Below are 15982 nucleotides of genomic sequence, written 5' to 3'. Positions count from 1 at the left end.
GAAGGGGGATAACCATGAACAAGAGAGAGATCGCAAAGTATATTGACCACACGAACCTGAAGCCATACGCCACCAAGGAGGACATAATCAAGCTCTGCGATGAGGCCATTGAGTATGGGTTCTATGCGGTCTGTGTCAATCCCTACAGAGTCAAACTTGCCAAAGATTACCTGAGGGAGAAGAACGCGAACATCAAGGTCGCGAGCGTCATAGGCTTTCCGCTTGGTGCGACTCCTACCGAAGTCAAGGTCTTCGAGGCAAAAAAGGCCCTTGACGACGGTGCAGATGAGCTTGACATGGTGATAAACATCGGTGCCCTCAAGGATAAGGACTACGAGTACGTCAAGAACGACATCGCAGAAGTTGTCAAGGTTGCCCACGAGAGGGGGGCCAAGGTCAAGGTAATCATCGAGACCTGCTACCTTACGGAGGAAGAGAAAGTTAAGGCTTGTGAGCTGGCGAAGGAAGCTGGTGCCGACTTCGTGAAGACATCAACGGGCTTTGGAACCGGGGGAGCAACGGTTGAGGACGTCAGGCTTATGAGAAAGGTCGTTGGACCTGAGATAGGCGTTAAGGCGGCTGGGGGGATAAGGACATACGAGCAGGCCCTGGCCATGATAGAGGCCGGCGCCAACAGGATTGGTACCTCCAGTGGGGTAAAAATAGTCAAAGGTGCTCCCGATGAGTGAGATACTTGAAGTGATAGAGAGGATAATAGAGGAGCTAAGAGCCGAAGGAATGAACCCCGACATAATGCTGGCAGGCCCGCAGTTCATAGAGTACTCAAAAGATGCCCTAAAACAGATGAACCTCAAGATATACAGGATTGAAGAGCTGGGCTACGATGCAGTCATTGCGGATTCAAACTATCTGGGCCAGATAAAAAAGGCTTCACGAAGGGTTTCCGTTGAACCCCTACTCGAAGAAAAAGAAGTGTGGAACGAGCTCAAAAAGCTCGATGTCTAAATTAGCGCCTCCACTTCTGGATATCTCTTTTTTATTGCATTCGTGAGTACCGTACCAACGAGAACTCCCGTAACTGCCTGAAGGAGGTTGCCAGGTACTTCTTCAAGTGCGGCCGGGACCCCAAAGGCGTAGGCTTCAAAAAGGAAGTAGCCGGTGACCATCAGAAGCCCACCTATTGTTCCACCAACGATGAGTCCCGAGTTCCCTGGCATCCTCTTTGCCACGTATCCAACTACAAGTCCCTCGATGCCCTTAACGACGAGTGTTACCGGCGCCCATCCAGGATAGCCGCCCATGACGTCGCCGAGTGCCGAACCAACGCCACCCGCAAACGCTCCGATAACAGGACCGAAGAGCATCGCCGTGAACATGACCATAGTGTCGCCGAGGTTTATGTACCCTCCTGTTGCCGGCGTTGGAACTTTAATAACGTTCGTTGCCACGGCCACGAGAGCGGCAGTAATGCCGGCTATGGCTATTGTGTTAACGCTCTTAAACTTCGTCCTGTTGGCCCAGATGTACGCTAGGAAAACCAGCACCGCTACAAGGAAAACATATGGGGTATAGTTCGCAAGCTCAGTTATTATATCCGCCATCATCCATCACCAGAATAGAAAATAGGGAAGAAGTTAAAAGCTTTCACTTCAGAGCCGCTTTGAGGGCCTCCTCGAATATCTCCATAGCCACGTCGATCTCTTCCTTGGTAACGATGAGCGGCGGGATGAAGCGGATGCTGTTGTCGCCGCAACCGAGGAGAATCAGTCCACGCTTGGCCGACTCCTTGACTATTCTGTCCCTCAGCTCGGGGTACTTCTCCTTGGTCTCCTTGCTCTTGACGATCTCGACGGCCTGAGCGAGACCGAGACCCCTTGCATCGCCGATGACCTCGTACTTCTCCTTGAACTCCTCGAGGTACTTGTGGAGGTAGTCCCCGACCTCCTGGACGTGCGGGAGGAGCTCCTTGACGATCTCGACGACCTCTATACCAGCGGCTATCGCGACTGGGTTGCCGCCGAAGGTCGTTGCGTGTCTTCCGGGCTTGTCGAAGCTTATGTCTGCCCTGTGGATGACGCCAGCCAGCGGGAGGCCGCCGCCGATGGCCTTTCCGAACTGGATGAGGTCCGGCTCAACTCCGAAGTGCTCGATGGCCCAGAACTTTCCGGTCCTTCCTATGCCCATCTGAACTTCATCGTCCGCTAAGAGGATTCCGTACTCGTCGGCGAACTTCTTGAGGGCCTTGAAGAAGCCCTTCGGCGGAACAACGTAGCCGCCCTCGCCCTGTATCGGCTCGAAGAAGATTGCACCGATCTCGTGCGGTGGGACGTGCCTGAAGACGTACTCTTCGATGAAGTCGAGAACCCTGTTGGTCAGCTCGTCGGGCTCTTCATACCCGTCAATGCCCCAGGTGTTCCTGTATGGGTTCGGGTAGGGGATGTGTGTAACGCCCGGCATGGTCGGGAAGAAGCCGTCCTGCTGAACCCACTTGCTCGCGGTAAGGCTGAGGACTGCCTGCGTCCTTCCATGGAAGGCGTGGTAGAACGCTAGGAACTGCTTTCTTCCGGTTCCGTACTTGACGAGCTTCATAGCGGCCTCGTTGGCTTCGGCACCGCTGTTGCCGTAGACGACCTTCCTCTCGATGTCACCGGGGGCCAGCTCGATGAGCTTCTCAGCCAGAACGACGGCGTTCTCGTAGAAGAAGTCGGTCAGTGAGTAGTGGGTGAACTTCTCGGCCTGCTTCTTTATGGCCTCGACAACGCGCGGGTGGGCGTGGCCGACGTTTATAACGCCGACGCCGCTCGCGAAGTCGTAGAAGACGTTTCCATCAACGTCATAGACCCTTATGCCCTCTCCGTGGTCAATGACTATCGGGAGGTTCTCGGGGTCCTGAGTAGTCGTCGCCAGGTACTTGAAGTTCCTCTCAATAATTTCCTTTGCCTTCTTTCCAGGGAGTTCCTTAACGTTTGGCCTAACCACCATGCGCATCACCGGGAGAAGCTTGTCTTTTTCCTATATAAGCCTGTGTTCATCGATGCACAATTTTGACCGAAAAATTTTCGGAAAACTGCGAAAACTCTGTGAACTAGAAGTTGAAAAGAAGGTGAAAAGAAGTAATCACTCGCTGTTCTTGCTCTTCCACTCCTCGAGGAACTCTTTCGCTGAATTGGCCGCTATCGCTCCCTGGCCGACGGCGACGGCTATCTGTTTGAAGACGTTTGTTATGTCTCCAGCCGCGAAGATTCCCGGAACCTTGGTGCGCATGTACATGTCAACCGGGATATAGCCGTACTCGTCGGTAATGCCGAGGTGCTTCACGAAGTCTGTCTTAGGCTCGTAGCCGATGAAGATGAAGACGCCGTCGACCTCCATCACGGTTTCCTCGCCGGTCTTGACGTTCTTGAGCTTAACGGCCTCTACCTTGTCCTTCCCGATGATCTCTGTAACTACCGTGTCCAGTATCGCCGGAATGCCGCTCTCCCTGAACCTGTCTTGGAGTATCTTGTCGGCCCTGAACTGCTGTCTCCTGTGGACGAGGGTGACGTCAACGCCAATGCTCTTGAGGTAGAGGGCCTCCTGAAGGGCCGTGTTCCCACCGCCGACTACGATTACCTTCTTCCCCTTGAAGAGCGGGCCATCACAGGTTGCACAGTATGAAACGCCCTTTCCGGTAAGCTCTTCCTCACCTGGAACTCTCAGCTTCCTCGGTGCAGCGCCGACGGCAATGATAATCGTCCTGCTCTTGTACTCCTTTCCGTTGGCGGTCTTTACCGTGAACTTGCACGGTCCCTCGTAGTAGGCGCACTCCGCTGGATCGATCTTCACTACCTCGTCGAAGATAACGTCAACGCCGAGCTTCTTCACCTGCTCGTGCATCCTGTTGGTCAGCTCTGAGCCACTGATCCCCTCTGGAAAGCCCGGGTAGTTCTCTATGAGATCCGTCAGAGCCATGTTGCCGCCGAGGTCTTTGCTTATGATCAGTGTTCCGAGACCGTAGCGGGCGGCGTAGATAGCAGCGGTGAACCCTGCTGGGCCAGCACCTATAATGAGAACGTCCCAGGTCTTCTTCTCGTACTCCCCACCGCGTGAGAATCCTCCAAGGCTGAACATTTTTACTCACCTCCGCCTCCCACTAGAGTGGACAATTTAAAAGCCTTGTTCCACAGATATGTGAACTGCGAAATGAAAATTCATATGAGCTTCAGAGAGCCGTCAAGGAGGAGGTGCAGGGTGTAGCCCAGGAACGCTGACAGGCCGGTGTAGAGGGCCTCCCCCGTGCTCATTTTGAGCCCGTACTCAACCAGCAGGAAGACCAGCAGACCATAAACAGTCGCGAAAAGCAGGGAATGGACGATCCCCCTGTGATGCGGCATCAGCCATGTGAAGGCGTACCATCCAACCAAAGCCCCAACAGCTCCGATTGCCCAGGCAACGACCACCGAGACCCACTCCGGGCTGAGGTTCACCCATCCGTTTGCCCACAGGAAGGCCGCGCTTCCAACGGCGACGCTGACTATGGGCTTTGCACCCCTGTGTATCAGAGCATCGGGGTGGTCGAGGTCGGGAAGGTCGCTTCCCAGGACGTAGAACGCATAGCCGAGCATCATGGCCGTTGACGTAAGCTCCAGAGGGACTTTCAGGTAGAGTTTAAGGAGGAATCCTACGAGCACTGCTGCCGGGTAGGTGACTATCCCGCTGAGGACGTGGGCATCGTAGTTCGGCATTCACTCACCCCTAAGCCTCTCGGCCTGTCCCTCCTCTAAAAATTTTCTGACATAGTCCGGGACCTTATAGCTGCCGTTCGGGTCTCCAACCAGAAAGCCCAGCCTTACAAGCTCGTTGAGGCTCTCATATACCTGCATACCCGGCTTCTTGACTGCCTTGGCCACCTGAATGTAGCTCACTGGCCCGCCGTTGAACTCGAAGACTATTGCCTCGACGAGGTCTTTGTAGCTCTTTGGAATCCTCATAAGGTACTCCTCCAGGCTCTTTGGCTCTTCGAGGATGGCCGTCACCACGTACTCATCTATCGGGTCGAACTTGTGCTTCGCCGCTTCGCTCAGGACGTAGTGGAGAAGCCTTAAAATCTGCCTCGGGTTGCCTCTGGCCAGATCGTGGATGAGCTTGATTGCCTCCTCGGTGAACGGATAGATCGGGTCGTCTGTGTCCTTCACCCGCGCTTTATTGAGCCTTTTCTTGACAAGTTCAAAGGTCTCCTCAACGCTCATCGGCCTCAGCTTGAACTCGTAGTGAAGCCTCATGAAGAACGCCGGGAATATCTTCGTGTACTCCTCGTAGGCCTCTGGGATGCAGGCGAAGGCGACAATACAGCCAGGCGGCATCGTGCTTATCACGTGCCTCAGCATCTCGAAGAACTGTATCTTTTCCCTCTCTCCAGCTCCCTGCATGTTCTCGAGCTCGTCTAAAAGGAGTGCGGAATAGGGGTACTTTTTGAGCTGTTCCACAAGGAGTTCCGCAATATCCCTGCTCTTGTACTCGTTCGGGTCGCTCAGCATCTTTTCCAGCCTGTCTATGAAGCCGAGCTTCCTCGAGAGGTTCTCAAAGAAGATGTTCGTCCTGCTCCTCGGCGGCTTAAGGGCATAGAAGATGTCGCGCGTGAGCTTTAGAATATCGTTGGTGTCAACCTTGACGTAGATCGCCTTCCCCCCATTCTCCTCGATGGCCTTGGCTATGTTTTTGAGCCTCTGGGTCTTGCCCATCCCGAGCGGACCAACTATACTGAGGGCAATAGAACTTTTGTGACCGAGAACCTCTGAGATTATCATCTGGAGACGCATGTCAACTTCCTGATAGACGTGGATGCTCTCGACGTCGGCTATCCCTTCGCTTGCGAGCTGCTCAAACGGGTTGTGAGAGAGACCATAAACGTCATATGAATGAGAAGGGTAAAACTTAAGGCCATCTCTTTCCATTTCACCTCACCGATTTAAAATGGCTTCAAGAATATAAAAACCTGTCCATCGGTGAGCTGATATGATTCTCCTGGTAACATGCCCGCAGGGAAGGGAAGGCGACGCAATACTCGAGCTGGAATGGGCGCTTGAAAAAGTTAAGGCTCATGGAACTGACTGGAGGGGTGTCCTGCTTGCTGAAACTCCCCTATCGAAGGAAGAAGCGCTTCAAAGACTTAAAGATTTTGAAACGCAGGCGATCCAAAGGGTCGTGCCGCTGGAAGTTCTTGTGAGGGCCTCCTTTGGCGAGATAGCGGATGCTGTACTAAAACTAGCGGAGAACATCTGGGGAAACTTTGCGGTGAGAGCAAAAGTTAGGGGAAACAAAAAACTCTCCCAACGGGAGCTTGAGGTGAAGCTCGGCTCCCTTATAGTTGAGCACTACAACATGCCTGTGAACCTGAGCAATCCCGACTACACCGTTGTCGTTGAAGTCCTCGGGAAGAAAGCGGGAGTGGGAGTCCTCAAGAGAGGGGAGATTCTCCGCTTTGAGGTGGAGGAATAGGCTTATTAGGGTTGGTGCTGTTTCACTGGTCGTGGTCAAAATGATAGACGTTGATGATGTCATTGATATGCTCTCGAAGCTGAGCTACGAGGAGGCCTTAGCCTACTGGATAAGCGGGGAGAAGGAGGAGGCAAAGCTCTACGGGGAGCTCGCCGAGAGAGCAAGGGCGCTCGGCCTTGGGGAGAGCATTGCCAGGGTCTTTGAAAAGCTCTCAAAGGACTCCCAGAGACACGCCGAGGAGCTGACGAAGATCTTCAGGAAGAACTTTTCAAGGGAGCCGAAGACTGACATACCGCCGGTAGAGGTTCTATCAGTTCTCGACAAATTCGAGAGGGCAGACCAGATAAAGGAAGTCCTTGAGGCGGCGATGGGGAGTGAGCTGACCGCCCATAAGGTTTACAAGCTCCTCGCCGAGAAAGTGAAAGACGAAAGGCTGAAGGAGCTCTACCTCAGGCTCGCGGATGTTGAGAGGTTACATTACGAAGCCCTAAAGGAGGAATACGAAAAGCTGGGTGATTGAAATGGTCGTGGAGATCCTCAACGAGATAAGAAAACTCAACGAGAGGGAGCTCCTCTCTTACTGGATAAAAGGAGAATACGAAGAGGCAGAAACCTACTGGAAGCTTGCCGAGCGTGCCAAGGAACTCGGTCTTCCAGGGGAAGTCGTGAACACCTTCAAGAGACTCGGTGACGAGTCAAAAAGACATGGCGACGAGCTCTACAAAATCTACCGCCAGAACTACGGGGACGAGCTGGACGAAGTGAACGTTCCAAACGTTGAAGCCCTCAACGTCCTCGGCAAGTTCTGGAAGATCGAGGATCTGAAGAACGTTTTAGAGATAGCAATGGAGAGCGAAAAGCTGGCAGAGACGATATACAGAAAGCTCGCGGAGGAGTGCAAAAACGAGGAGCTCAAAAAGGTTTATCTCACGCTGGCGGACATTGAGAGGGGACACTACGAGTCCCTGAAGGCCCTTGCAATTAAAATGGGAATCAACGAAAAGTAAAGGAAAAATCAAGCCTTCCCTTCCTTCTCCTTCTTCGCGGCCTCTTTGGCCTTCTTCTGCTCTTCCAGCTTCTTCTTTATCTCCTCGACTTTCTCTGGCTTCAGCGGAATAAAGCGGTCGCTCTTGTTGTCGTAGCTGGCCAGTAAGAAGTCCTTGCTTAACTGAAGCGCCCCTGTGGGACAGACGTCAACGCACTGACCGCAGTAAACACAGCGAGCAGTCCAGAGGGCAACCTTCCTTATCTCCGGAAGGTAGACGAACACCCCGGCAGGGCAGACGTTGACGCACATCCTGCAGCCGACGCATTTGTCCACATTGTATGTTATCATACCCCTGAAGTCCTCGGGAATCGGCACAGGTTCGGTCTCTGGAAAGCGGTTGGTTGCTGGCCTCTTGAAGAGGTTCCTGAGCACCACTGGGACAAGTATTGGGGTCTTCACATTATCACCTCCATCGCTATGAGTAGCGAGCCAATCAGCGAGGCCAGGAAGACGTTCTTCCAGAGGAAGTCAACGGCCTGAGTTATCTTCAGCCTCCCCGTCACTGCCCTGAAGACACTCTGGACGACGAAGAGGACCACGAACACCTTAAGCGTGTGGAAGAGCAGGTCAGCGACGTTCGCTGAAAGGCCCGTCAGCCCGAAGTAGCCCGAGATTCCCCACGGGAAGAATATCGCGACAACGAGGGATGCTGAAATGAAGGCCTTCAGAGAGTGCGTCAGCTTGAGCAGGGCGAGGTACCTCCCGCTGTACTCGACGAGGAGTCCCTCCGCTATCTCCTCCTCGGCATCGGGTATGTTGAAGAACCCGACCTCTATCTCGCTCGCCAGCCAGACGGCGAAGACGTAGAGGAGTATCACAGCCCCGACGAAACTCATCGGAGTTCCTATTTCCCAGATGTTGTGCTGGTAGAAGGTTCTCATGCTGAAGGGTTTGTCAACGCCGAGCTTTCCGATGCGCCACATTATGGTGAATATCGCCAGCATCATCGCTGGCTCCCTTGAGACCATTATCGTCGCTTCCCTCGCGGCGCCTATCTTGGCGTACGGGTTTCCTGAGCTTATTGCACCGAGCATCTTGAAGAAGCTGATGAGGGTCAGGAGGTAAATGAAAACTATGACGTCTCCTTTTCCTGACAGTATCGGCTCAAAGCCCATCGGCGTGTAGGCGAGGAGAGCTATAGCGGTGGCCAGGGCCAGAACAGGCGCGGCCTTGAACATGTAGTTCGCGGTGTTTGGTATTATCGTCTCCTTGCTCGCCAGCTTTAGAAAGTCGTAGATCGGCTGGACTATCGGGGGACCGATCCTCCTCTGCATCCTGGCAACTAACTTCCTGTCTATTCCCTCCCAGAGGAGCGAGGCTAGTGAGACAAAGGCGTAGAGGCCGAGCAGGCCCGCGACGGGATAAACCACGTTGCTCATCACGTCCATGCTATCACCTCACGCAGCCCACCCCAAGCGGGCTTGGGTCTCCCTTGATATCGGGGTTGATCTCACGCGTCTTCTTTATTGACTCCCTCAAGAGATCCTTCTCGGTCAGTATCTTCTTCTTGCCGTCCTGCACAACGGCAACCCTGTCGGTACAGCTCAGGCATGGGTCTATTGAAGCGACTGCAACCACAAAGTCGGCAACCTGGTCGCCTATGACACCCTTGGCAACCGCGAAGAGGTTCGGGAAGGTCGGTTCCCTCGGCTTCCAGCGGAGCGGCTTATCGCTTCCCTTCTTCCCGCGGACGTAGTGCACCAGCTCCCCCCTCGGGGCCTCGTACCTGCCTATTCCCTCGCCGTCAACCATCAGTCTAAGCTTGGCGTAGAGGACGTTGTCCTTCGGGAAGGTCTTTATCGGCCCATCGGGCATGGCATCGAGGGCGTGCTCTATGAGCTCAAGGCTCTGCCAGAGCTCCCCTATTCTGACGGCCATCCTGTCGAATACGTCTCCCCTCGGTCTCTCCCCTGTCACGTCCTGCGGCATGACCGGCTTTATGCCGAGGTCTGGGTAAACCCCAAGCCTCTCGCTCCAGCGAGCGTCGTCCCTGATTCCACTTCCCCTCCCGGTTGGACCGACGGCACCCTGCTCCAGGGCAACGCGTTTGCTTATCACAGCGGTGTCCCTGAAACGGGCTTCTATCGTCGGATCGTGGAGGAAGGCCTCCTCTATCTGCGGGAAGACCTCCTTGTAGTACTTTATCATCTCCTCTATTGCTCTCCTCTTCTTCTCGTCGATGTCCCTCCTGACGCCGCCTATCGTTACCATCGAGTAGTTCACACGGTTCCCGGAGACTGCCTCAAGGGTGTCCATGACTTTCTCTCTTGCCAGCCAGGTGAGATGGAGCAGGGTGTCATAACCTATGTCGTGTGCCAGAACGCCGAGGTTCAGGAGGTGGGAGTGTATCCTCTCAAGCTCGCCGATGATGACGCGGATGTACTCTGCCCTCTCCGGCACCTCTATGCCCGCTGCCTCCTCAACGGCCCTCGTGTAGGTGTGGTTGTGGGAGAAGCTGCATATCCCGCACATTCTCTCCGCTAGATACATTATCTGGATGTAGTTCCTCCTCAGGCCTATCCACTGGATTCCGCGCAGGTTGTAGCCAAGCTTGACGTCAACGTCAACGATTTTCTCGCCGTCGAGGGTGAGTATGAACTTCTCGGGCTCTTCAAGTCCGGGATGAATCGGGCCGAAGGGTATCTTGACCCAGTACTCGACTTTTTCGGTCATCACTCCTTCCCCCCTTTCTTTATCAGGTAGGGATGACCAGCGTTCTTGACCATCTCTTCTGAAATACCCTTGTCGTCGAGGCGAAGCGGGTAGATGCCCTCCGGGAAGTCCTCCGGGAGAAAGAGCCTCCTCTTGTCAGGTGCCCCTTCAAAGTCAAGCCCCACCATCTCCATCCCTTCCCTCTCGAACTGGAGCGCTATCGGGAAGATGTCGCTGATATCTGGAATTACTGGGTCGTCCTTTGGTGCGTGGACGTCCACGATGAGTGAAACAGCGGGAGCGTCCCTGTAGTGAATAACCAAGTGGGCCAAAAAACCAAGCTCCTCTCCCCAGTCCTGTTCGATTCCTATTGAGTAGTGGGCCTCCGGGTCGAGCTCCTTGATGAACCCCATCAGGGCCTTGTAGTCCTCCCTCGGAACCCTTACCCAGACCCTCTGCCTTCCCCACTTGTTCGTCTTCACTTCGACGCTCGCGCTCGGGAAGCGCTCGGCTATTTTTTTCGCCACTTCCTCTGCCTTCGTCGGCTCTTTGACTTCTTCAGCAACAGGATCGTGAACCTCATCAGCGGACATTACTCCTTCACCTCCTCTGGGACTTCTCCCTTAATCATCCTGGCAAGCTTCTCCAAGGCCAGAACTACGCCTTGAAGAATGGCTTCAGGCCTCGGTGGACAGCCGGGGACGTAAACGTCCACGGGAATAACCCTGTCCAGCGGAGCGTTCGTGAACGGGCTCTCGTAGAAGACGCTCCCCCCTGTCGGGCACGCCCCAACTGCCACGACTATCTTAGGCTCTGGCGTCTGCTCGTAGACGAGCTTAACCCTCTCGAGGCTCTGGTTGGTTACCGGCCCGGTAACGAGGAGTATATCCGCGTGCCTTGGGCTACCCACAAGCTTGACCCCAAAGCGCTCAGCGTCGTAGCGCGGTGTTAGGGCCGCGATGATTTCAATGTCGCAGCCGTTGCATGAGCCGCTGTTTATGTGGAAAACCCAGGGTGATCTACCTATAAATCGGCAGAGCTGGGCTATCCTCTTTTCGAGCCTCTCGCGCTCCGACGGGGTTGACTTCTGCCCCTTTTGGTTAGCGGGAACGGTTATCGCCATCTCACTTCACCCCCATATGAGCCCTTTGCTTCGCAAAGCGCTCGCGGAAACATTTTCACTCTCAAAACCTCTCTTTCCAGTGGGGTTGCCCATACTGGCACCATTTTCACTGTTCGCACGTTTAGTCCGTCCTTCGGATGGGGAGTGAATGCGAACATCACCAAGTTGCCTCATCTCTATTCACCCCCAGATTAACAGAACACCGAGCACGAAGGCCGTCGTTATCACAAGGTAGCTCGCGTAGTCGGTGAGCAGGCCGGTGTGGTCTCTCCTGAGTACTGTGAAGAAGCTCTTAAGGGCATAAGTTAAGCCCCACATGACGTTTCTTCCGGTGTAGTGGCCCTCAAGGTGCTCGAAGCCCGGGATAACCTTCTCCGGGTCTTCGCCGCTGATGAATATCTTCGTTCCATCTCCGGTTTCCCTCGTCCCCATTCCGCTCCTCTTGGCCCACCTCTCGAGGAGATACGCAAGGAGGAGACCAATGATAAAGACAAAGACGAAGTAAATTGCATCCCAATAACCGAACATTTCAGGCACCTCCCATCAGTGTTGCTATGTACCCGAGCTGGTTTTCGAGGGCCTTAGCCGCTGGGATCATGACTTTGTCGCTTATCTGCCACGGGAAGAGTCCCATGATGATTATTGCCAAAGCCAGGATTATCATCGGCCAGAGCATGCTCGCCTCCGGGTCTTCTGCCTTTGTTACCTTCTCGCTGGGTTTTCCGAAGAAAGTGTAGAGGACTCTAACGTAGGCTGCGGTACAGAAGGCAGTCCCGATTATCGCTATAGCGCCCAAAACCGGGTTGAAGATCGCCGAGCTCTCGTAGATGAGCCACTTGCTCGCGAATCCGTTCAGCGGCGGCAGTCCAACTATCGCGGCCGCACCGATGAGGAAGGCGAACGTTGTTTTCGGCATGGTCTTCGCTAAACCGCTCAGCTCGTTGAGGTTCCTCGTCCCGAGTTCGTGAATGACGGCTCCAGCTATGAGGAAGAGGAGCGCCTTCATGAGGGCGTGGTTGAAGGTGTGGTATATCGCTCCAGCTAGGGCAATATCTCCCGTTCTGCTGCCGTAGGCCGCTAAGCCTATTCCGAGGCCTAGAAGGATGTAGCCTATCTGTCCGACGGAGGAGTAGGCCAGAAGGCGCTTCATGTCAGTCTGTATTACCGCCATCGCGTTGCCGACGATGAGGGTTATGCAGGCGAAGATTATGATCACCCAGCCGACGGTCTTCATGTTCACACTAGCCCCGTAGATGCTGAAGAGTATCCTCGCAAGGGCGTAGACACCACCTATCTTGATGACCAGGCCGGAAAGCATGGCCGAAATCGAGCTCGGTGCCGCTGGGTGGGCATCGGCCAGCCACATGTGAACCGGCGATGCACCGCTCTTGAAGAGCAGGCCCGCTATGAAGAAGGCCAAAGCCACCTTAGCCACTACCGTTGGATTCTGGGCAAGCTTGACTGCAAGGTAGCCCATCGTTAGCGTTCCGTACTGGCCGTAGAGGAGCGCTATCCCGAGGAGGATAAGGGAACTCGCTATCGAGCCGACGAACATGTACTTGATTCCAGCCTCGATGCCCTCCCAGGTGTCGTTCCTGAATGCGACGAGGGCGTAGCTGGCTATGCTCATTATCTCCAGGAAGACGTAGAAGTTGAAGAGGTCGCCGGTTATAGCTATGCCGAGCATTCCGAGTTCGAGGATCAGGATTAGGGTGTAGTACTTGTCCAGACCCGTGTCGTGCTTCATGTAGCCGATGGAATAGAGCACCGCCAGGAAGGCAACGAGGGTCACCATGAGCACCATTAAAGCTGAGAGCAGGTCAACCTCCCAGACTATCCTGACCGGGAAGTTCGCTTTGCCGAACGGGCTCTTAGCGCCGAGGGTGTAGAGCATCGGGCCGTTTTCGTATACTGAGTAGAAGACAGCTGAGCCGACTATGAGGGTTATTCCAGAGATAATGACCGCCCACGCTTCTCTGGCCTTCCTTCCCAAGAGGCTGATTATCGGCATTGAGAACGCTCCGAAGAGCGGGACGATAATCAGGTAGGGTAAGATCGTCTCGCCGTTCATCCCCTCAACCTCCTCAGGGCTCTCACGTCAAGGGTTCCGTAGTGGCGGTAGGCGTTTATCGTCAGGGCAACAGCTAGAGAAAGCACACAGACGCCGATGACTATGCTCGTGAGGACGAGTGCCTGGGGCAGCGGGCCAACCATCGGGCTTTTGAGCGTCTCGTAGCCCGTATAGATTGGAGCGGTCGGAAGCTCGTTGAGCTCCATCCTGTATCCAAGACTGATGAGGAGCAGGTGAATTCCCGAGTCTATAATGTTGAGCGCCAACACGAGTTTGAGCAGGTTCCTCTTCGCGAGGAAAGCGTAGATTCCGAGTGCTATCATGAGGAACGCAACTATGAACTGGAACTGGATCAAGATTTCCACCTCCTCCAGAGGGCTATGGCAGTTAGGGCGCTAACAAGGCCCGTGAAGACCTTCAGTCCGACTGCGAGGTTCATTATCGGCAAAAATCCAGCGGAGAGCAGTGTCCCAGGTTTCCCATTGAAGAACGGGCCGTTGTGCCAGAGGGTATTGTAGAAGAAGGCCGTTCCTATGCCCAGCATAGCCGCGCCAAGGAAGACGAGGCCTCCCAAACCTTCAAGGGCCGAGTAAAGGTGCTTGTTGTAGCGCTTCTTCATCTCGCCGAGTCCGAAGGCTATGAGGAACAGGATTCCGGCTCCCGCTATGGTGGCCCCTCCCTGGAAGCCGCCACCGGGCGTGAGGTGACCGTGCATGACAACGTAGGCCCCGAATATTCCGATGAGCGGTATCGTAGCCCTCGCGGCAGTCCTGACGATAACACCCATGTCGGAGTCGTTCATTTCTCATCCCTCCTCCAGGGCCTTAGAAGTGCAACTGCACCTGCTATGGCCGTGAAGAGAACGGTTGCCTCTCCAATGGTATCGTAGCCACGGTAGTCGAATACGATGTCGGTTACGATGTTGGTACCGCCAACCTCCTCGATGCCGTGCTCGATGTAGTAGTTGTCAGTGTAGCGGTACTTCAGCCAGTCTTCTCCGCCAGGCCCGAACTTAAGGCCGTAGTTGGGGTTCGCTATGTAGAGGAGTGCACCGAGTATGAACAGGAGCGACAGATAAGCCAGGGTTCTCTTCATGGCACCTCACGCTCCCACCTTTCCGTCTTCGCGATGCCGTAAACAACGACGGCAGTAACAACGCCAGCACCGACAGCCGCCTCTGCTATCGCAACGTCCGGCGCGTGCAGGGTGTAGAACTCAAGGCTGAGCAGGAGGCTCATCGCTGCCGAGGCCAATGCCGCCGACAGAAGATCGCGGTAGCGTATTGTAAGATAGGCCGTGATGAGCACTCCTAAGAGGATTATGGCCTGGATGAGCATGTCAAGGCCAACGGCGTTCATTTGGAACCACCCCCGAGCTTCTCCTCGTAGGCATCAACAACGGCCCTAACTGGCTTCACCCCGCTGAGGTGTGCCGCTTTGGCTATCGCGTGCGCTCCAGTCGGGTTCGTGAGAAGGAGCGCTATGAGGGCGATGAAACTGTGGAGGGCCATCTGAAGGTACTTGGAGTCTCCTGTCCTGTGGAGCTGGTAGAGGGCGTGGGTGACGACGGCAAAGACCGCGAAGATCGTCCCAAAGGTCGTGCACTTGGTCGCACCGTGGAGCCTTGTGTAAACGTCCGGGAAGCGGAGGAGCGCGAAGCTTCCGAGGAGGTTGAAGGTTACGCTTATCCCGAGGAAGACGTAGATGAGCACCTCAACGTAGTTCATGCCAATCCCCCCTGGAGGTACTTGGCTATCACCAGCGTGCCTATGTAGCTCAGAAGGGCGTAGACTATCGCGATGTCGATGTAGATCGTCCTGTCGTATGCGGCTCCGAGTAATATCATGCCCGCGACGACGAGGGTGTTGAGGGTGTCAACGCCGACGACCCTGTCGGGAACCGTAGGCCCGAGTATTAACCTCAGCACCGAGATAAGACCTGCCATCCCAACGAGAACCATCGCGTAGAAGAATGCCATCATCTTCCCAGCCTCCTGGCCCACTTTTCGAAGGGCCCAGCGACCGGCTCCGAGCTTTCGGGCCTCTCAAGGCCCTTTGGCACGTTAATCCAGTGGACGTAGAGCGCCTTCTCTTCCGGATCGGCTTCAACTGTCAGGGTTCCCGGGGTAAGTGTGATTGAGTTGCTGAGGATTGTGTATTGGGCGTCGTTTTCGAGGTCCACCGGGACGCGGACTATTCCAGGCCTTATCTTTCCGGTTATGACTCTGTAAGCGACGTCAAAGTTAGCCTTTACCATGCCCCAGAAGAGGACTGGAGCGTAGGCAATCCCAAGTAACCACTTCACTGGGTTCAGGAAGCGCGTTGAGTTTTCACCTACAACATCCCTCGTTGCATAGCCAACTATTGCCGCGAATATCAGTCCAGCCACTAGTTCTTCTGTACTCCACAGCAGTCCGCTGCTTCCCGCTGTTAAGACCAGCCACACGATGTAGGCAAAGAGGAAAGCCACTATGAACGGCAAACTACCACCTCCAGATGGAACGTTTTCAGCACCTCTCACTTTCGATTTCTCATTATGCTTAAAACGCTTTTCCCAAGCTTTTGTTTGGCAAGAGAAGGTATCAAACGGCCCGTTTTAAACCAAAGGTTTACAACCCCTAAAACGACACAAAAATAAGATAAAAGTTCGGT

General features: G+C 54.6%; 24 protein-coding genes. 5 read left to right on the top strand and 19 right to left on the bottom strand.

Features of this window, described 5'->3' with window-relative positions:
• Positions 1-14 precede the first annotated feature (14 nt).
• On the top strand, positions 15-689 hold the full coding sequence (gene deoC, locus A0127_RS05410; protein ID WP_062388930.1) for a deoxyribose-phosphate aldolase: 675 nt from the start codon (positions 15-17) through the stop codon (positions 687-689).
• Entirely contained in the window at positions 682-966 is a 285-nt protein-coding gene (locus tag A0127_RS05405) for a family 4B encapsulin nanocompartment shell protein (RefSeq protein WP_062388927.1), read from the top strand. Before deoC ends, A0127_RS05405 begins: the two co-directional genes overlap by 8 nt.
• On the opposite strand, the gene A0127_RS05400 is transcribed toward A0127_RS05405, so the two are convergent.
• From A0127_RS05400 to A0127_RS05380, 5 genes are all read right to left on the bottom strand, one after another.
• The gene (locus tag A0127_RS05400; RefSeq protein WP_062388925.1) at positions 963-1562 is read right to left on the bottom strand and encodes an ECF transporter S component; all 600 of its coding nucleotides are present in this window, start codon (positions 1560-1562) and stop codon (positions 963-965) included. The genes A0127_RS05405 and A0127_RS05400 overlap by 4 nt on opposite strands.
• A gap of 43 nt (positions 1563-1605) precedes the next feature.
• Positions 1606-2943, bottom strand: coding sequence for an ornithine aminotransferase (locus A0127_RS05395; RefSeq protein WP_062388923.1), 1338 nt, complete (start codon positions 2941-2943; stop codon positions 1606-1608).
• Positions 2944-3078: 135 nt separating this feature from the next.
• The gene (gene trxB / locus A0127_RS05390; protein ID WP_062388920.1) at positions 3079-4071 is read right to left on the bottom strand and encodes a thioredoxin-disulfide reductase; all 993 of its coding nucleotides are present in this window, start codon (positions 4069-4071) and stop codon (positions 3079-3081) included.
• Positions 4072-4151: 80 nt separating this feature from the next.
• Entirely contained in the window at positions 4152-4685 is a 534-nt protein-coding gene (locus tag A0127_RS05385; RefSeq protein WP_062388917.1) for a metal-dependent hydrolase, read from the bottom strand.
• The gene (locus tag A0127_RS05380; RefSeq protein WP_062388915.1) at positions 4686-5894 is read right to left on the bottom strand and encodes an ATPase; all 1209 of its coding nucleotides are present in this window, start codon (positions 5892-5894) and stop codon (positions 4686-4688) included.
• Positions 5895-5955: 61 nt separating this feature from the next.
• On the opposite strand from A0127_RS05380, the gene A0127_RS05375 reads away from it, so the two are divergent.
• From A0127_RS05375 to A0127_RS05365, 3 genes are read left to right on the top strand one after another with little or no spacing between them, the layout of a single operon-like run.
• Positions 5956-6438: a THUMP domain-containing protein gene (locus A0127_RS05375; protein ID WP_062388912.1), complete on the top strand. Its 483-nt coding sequence runs from the start codon at positions 5956-5958 to the stop codon at positions 6436-6438.
• Positions 6439-6478: 40 nt separating this feature from the next.
• A complete protein-coding gene (locus A0127_RS05370; protein ID WP_062390855.1) occupies positions 6479-6958 on the top strand; it encodes a ferritin-like domain-containing protein in 480 nt (159 codons plus the stop codon).
• A gap of 1 nt (position 6959) precedes the next feature.
• Positions 6960-7445: a ferritin-like domain-containing protein gene (locus A0127_RS05365; RefSeq protein WP_062388909.1), complete on the top strand. Its 486-nt coding sequence runs from the start codon at positions 6960-6962 to the stop codon at positions 7443-7445.
• Positions 7446-7453: 8 nt separating this feature from the next.
• Here the strand turns inward: A0127_RS05365 and A0127_RS05360 are convergent, their stop codons facing one another.
• From A0127_RS05360 to A0127_RS05295, 14 genes are all read right to left on the bottom strand, one after another.
• Complete coding sequence (locus A0127_RS05360) at positions 7454-7885, bottom strand: 4Fe-4S binding protein (protein ID WP_062388907.1); 432 nt, start codon at positions 7883-7885, stop codon at positions 7454-7456.
• Positions 7882-8874, bottom strand: a complete 993-nt coding sequence (locus tag A0127_RS05355) for a respiratory chain complex I subunit 1 family protein (protein ID WP_062388904.1) — start codon at positions 8872-8874, stop codon at positions 7882-7884. The genes A0127_RS05360 and A0127_RS05355 overlap by 4 nt, the downstream gene beginning before the upstream one ends.
• A gap of 4 nt (positions 8875-8878) precedes the next feature.
• Entirely contained in the window at positions 8879-10159 is a 1281-nt protein-coding gene (locus A0127_RS05350) for a hydrogenase large subunit (protein WP_062388902.1), read from the bottom strand.
• Positions 10159-10731 carry an NADH-quinone oxidoreductase subunit C gene (locus A0127_RS05345; RefSeq protein WP_062388899.1) on the bottom strand — a complete coding sequence of 191 codons (573 nt, stop codon included), beginning with the start codon at positions 10729-10731 and terminating at the stop codon, positions 10159-10161. Before A0127_RS05345 ends, A0127_RS05350 begins: the two co-directional genes overlap by 1 nt.
• Complete coding sequence (locus A0127_RS05340; protein ID WP_062388896.1) at positions 10731-11261, bottom strand: NADH-quinone oxidoreductase subunit B family protein; 531 nt, start codon at positions 11259-11261, stop codon at positions 10731-10733. The genes A0127_RS05345 and A0127_RS05340 overlap by 1 nt, the downstream gene beginning before the upstream one ends.
• A gap of 180 nt (positions 11262-11441) precedes the next feature.
• On the bottom strand, positions 11442-11789 hold the full coding sequence (locus A0127_RS05335; protein WP_062388894.1) for a hypothetical protein: 348 nt from the start codon (positions 11787-11789) through the stop codon (positions 11442-11444).
• 1 nt (position 11790) lies between these two features.
• Positions 11791-13332: a proton-conducting transporter transmembrane domain-containing protein gene (locus A0127_RS05330; protein WP_062388890.1), complete on the bottom strand. Its 1542-nt coding sequence runs from the start codon at positions 13330-13332 to the stop codon at positions 11791-11793.
• Complete coding sequence (locus A0127_RS05325; RefSeq protein WP_062388887.1) at positions 13329-13688, bottom strand: NADH-quinone oxidoreductase subunit K; 360 nt, start codon at positions 13686-13688, stop codon at positions 13329-13331. Before A0127_RS05325 ends, A0127_RS05330 begins: the two co-directional genes overlap by 4 nt.
• A complete protein-coding gene (locus A0127_RS05320; protein ID WP_011251035.1) occupies positions 13685-14134 on the bottom strand; it encodes a Na(+)/H(+) antiporter subunit B in 450 nt (149 codons plus the stop codon). Before A0127_RS05320 ends, A0127_RS05325 begins: the two co-directional genes overlap by 4 nt.
• A complete protein-coding gene (mbhE, locus tag A0127_RS05315) occupies positions 14131-14427 on the bottom strand; it encodes a hydrogen gas-evolving membrane-bound hydrogenase subunit E (RefSeq protein WP_054840781.1) in 297 nt (98 codons plus the stop codon). Before mbhE ends, A0127_RS05320 begins: the two co-directional genes overlap by 4 nt.
• Positions 14424-14690, bottom strand: coding sequence for a hydrogenase subunit MbhD domain-containing protein (locus tag A0127_RS05310; RefSeq protein ID WP_054840782.1), 267 nt, complete (start codon positions 14688-14690; stop codon positions 14424-14426). The genes mbhE and A0127_RS05310 overlap by 4 nt, the downstream gene beginning before the upstream one ends.
• Entirely contained in the window at positions 14687-15058 is a 372-nt protein-coding gene (mnhG, locus tag A0127_RS05305; RefSeq protein WP_062388885.1) for a monovalent cation/H(+) antiporter subunit G, read from the bottom strand. Before mnhG ends, A0127_RS05310 begins: the two co-directional genes overlap by 4 nt.
• Entirely contained in the window at positions 15055-15309 is a 255-nt protein-coding gene (locus A0127_RS05300; RefSeq protein ID WP_156471209.1) for a cation:proton antiporter, read from the bottom strand. The genes mnhG and A0127_RS05300 overlap by 4 nt, the downstream gene beginning before the upstream one ends.
• Positions 15309-15812 carry a monovalent cation/H+ antiporter subunit E gene (locus A0127_RS05295; RefSeq protein ID WP_062388879.1) on the bottom strand — a complete coding sequence of 168 codons (504 nt, stop codon included), beginning with the start codon at positions 15810-15812 and terminating at the stop codon, positions 15309-15311. The genes A0127_RS05300 and A0127_RS05295 overlap by 1 nt, the downstream gene beginning before the upstream one ends.
• Between the last annotated feature and the right edge of the window lie 170 nt (positions 15813-15982).

Origin of the sequence: Thermococcus peptonophilus (genome assembly GCF_001592435.1) — an archaeon.
Lineage (GTDB): Archaea > Methanobacteriota_B > Thermococci > Thermococcales > Thermococcaceae > Thermococcus > Thermococcus peptonophilus.
This window is presented reverse-complemented; position numbering and strand designations above follow the sequence as displayed.

What these genes read in the sequence shown, in the direction of transcription:
- A0127_RS05310 (WP_054840782.1), bottom strand. Translation starts at nt 14,690, where the DNA reads ATGAACGCCGTTGGCCTTGACATGCTCATCCAGGCCATAATCCTCTTA.
- trxB (WP_062388920.1), bottom strand. Translation starts at nt 4,071, where the DNA reads ATGTTCAGCCTTGGAGGATTCTCACGCGGTGGGGAGTACGAGAAGAAG.
- mnhG (WP_062388885.1), bottom strand. Translation starts at nt 15,058, where the DNA reads ATGAACTACGTTGAGGTGCTCATCTACGTCTTCCTCGGGATAAGCGTA.
- A0127_RS05345 (WP_062388899.1), bottom strand. Translation starts at nt 10,731, where the DNA reads ATGTCCGCTGATGAGGTTCACGATCCTGTTGCTGAAGAAGTCAAAGAG.
- A0127_RS05330 (WP_062388890.1), bottom strand. Translation starts at nt 13,332, where the DNA reads ATGAACGGCGAGACGATCTTACCCTACCTGATTATCGTCCCGCTCTTC.
- A0127_RS05300 (WP_156471209.1), bottom strand. Translation starts at nt 15,309, where the DNA reads ATGGCATTCTTCTACGCGATGGTTCTCGTTGGGATGGCAGGTCTTATC.
- A0127_RS05400 (WP_062388925.1), bottom strand. Translation starts at nt 1,562, where the DNA reads ATGGCGGATATAATAACTGAGCTTGCGAACTATACCCCATATGTTTTC.
- deoC (WP_062388930.1), top strand. Translation starts at nt 15, where the DNA reads ATGAACAAGAGAGAGATCGCAAAGTATATTGACCACACGAACCTGAAG.
- A0127_RS05375 (WP_062388912.1), top strand. Translation starts at nt 5,956, where the DNA reads ATGATTCTCCTGGTAACATGCCCGCAGGGAAGGGAAGGCGACGCAATA.
- A0127_RS05365 (WP_062388909.1), top strand. Translation starts at nt 6,960, where the DNA reads ATGGTCGTGGAGATCCTCAACGAGATAAGAAAACTCAACGAGAGGGAG.
- A0127_RS05335 (WP_062388894.1), bottom strand. Translation starts at nt 11,789, where the DNA reads ATGTTCGGTTATTGGGATGCAATTTACTTCGTCTTTGTCTTTATCATT.
- A0127_RS05370 (WP_062390855.1), top strand. Translation starts at nt 6,479, where the DNA reads ATGATAGACGTTGATGATGTCATTGATATGCTCTCGAAGCTGAGCTAC.
- mbhE (WP_054840781.1), bottom strand. Translation starts at nt 14,427, where the DNA reads ATGAAGAGAACCCTGGCTTATCTGTCGCTCCTGTTCATACTCGGTGCA.
- A0127_RS05320 (WP_011251035.1), bottom strand. Translation starts at nt 14,134, where the DNA reads ATGAACGACTCCGACATGGGTGTTATCGTCAGGACTGCCGCGAGGGCT.
- A0127_RS05340 (WP_062388896.1), bottom strand. Translation starts at nt 11,261, where the DNA reads ATGGCGATAACCGTTCCCGCTAACCAAAAGGGGCAGAAGTCAACCCCG.
- A0127_RS05385 (WP_062388917.1), bottom strand. Translation starts at nt 4,685, where the DNA reads ATGCCGAACTACGATGCCCACGTCCTCAGCGGGATAGTCACCTACCCG.
- A0127_RS05355 (WP_062388904.1), bottom strand. Translation starts at nt 8,874, where the DNA reads ATGGACGTGATGAGCAACGTGGTTTATCCCGTCGCGGGCCTGCTCGGC.
- A0127_RS05405 (WP_062388927.1), top strand. Translation starts at nt 682, where the DNA reads ATGAGTGAGATACTTGAAGTGATAGAGAGGATAATAGAGGAGCTAAGA.
- A0127_RS05380 (WP_062388915.1), bottom strand. Translation starts at nt 5,894, where the DNA reads ATGGAAAGAGATGGCCTTAAGTTTTACCCTTCTCATTCATATGACGTT.
- A0127_RS05395 (WP_062388923.1), bottom strand. Translation starts at nt 2,943, where the DNA reads ATGGTGGTTAGGCCAAACGTTAAGGAACTCCCTGGAAAGAAGGCAAAG.
- A0127_RS05350 (WP_062388902.1), bottom strand. Translation starts at nt 10,159, where the DNA reads ATGACCGAAAAAGTCGAGTACTGGGTCAAGATACCCTTCGGCCCGATT.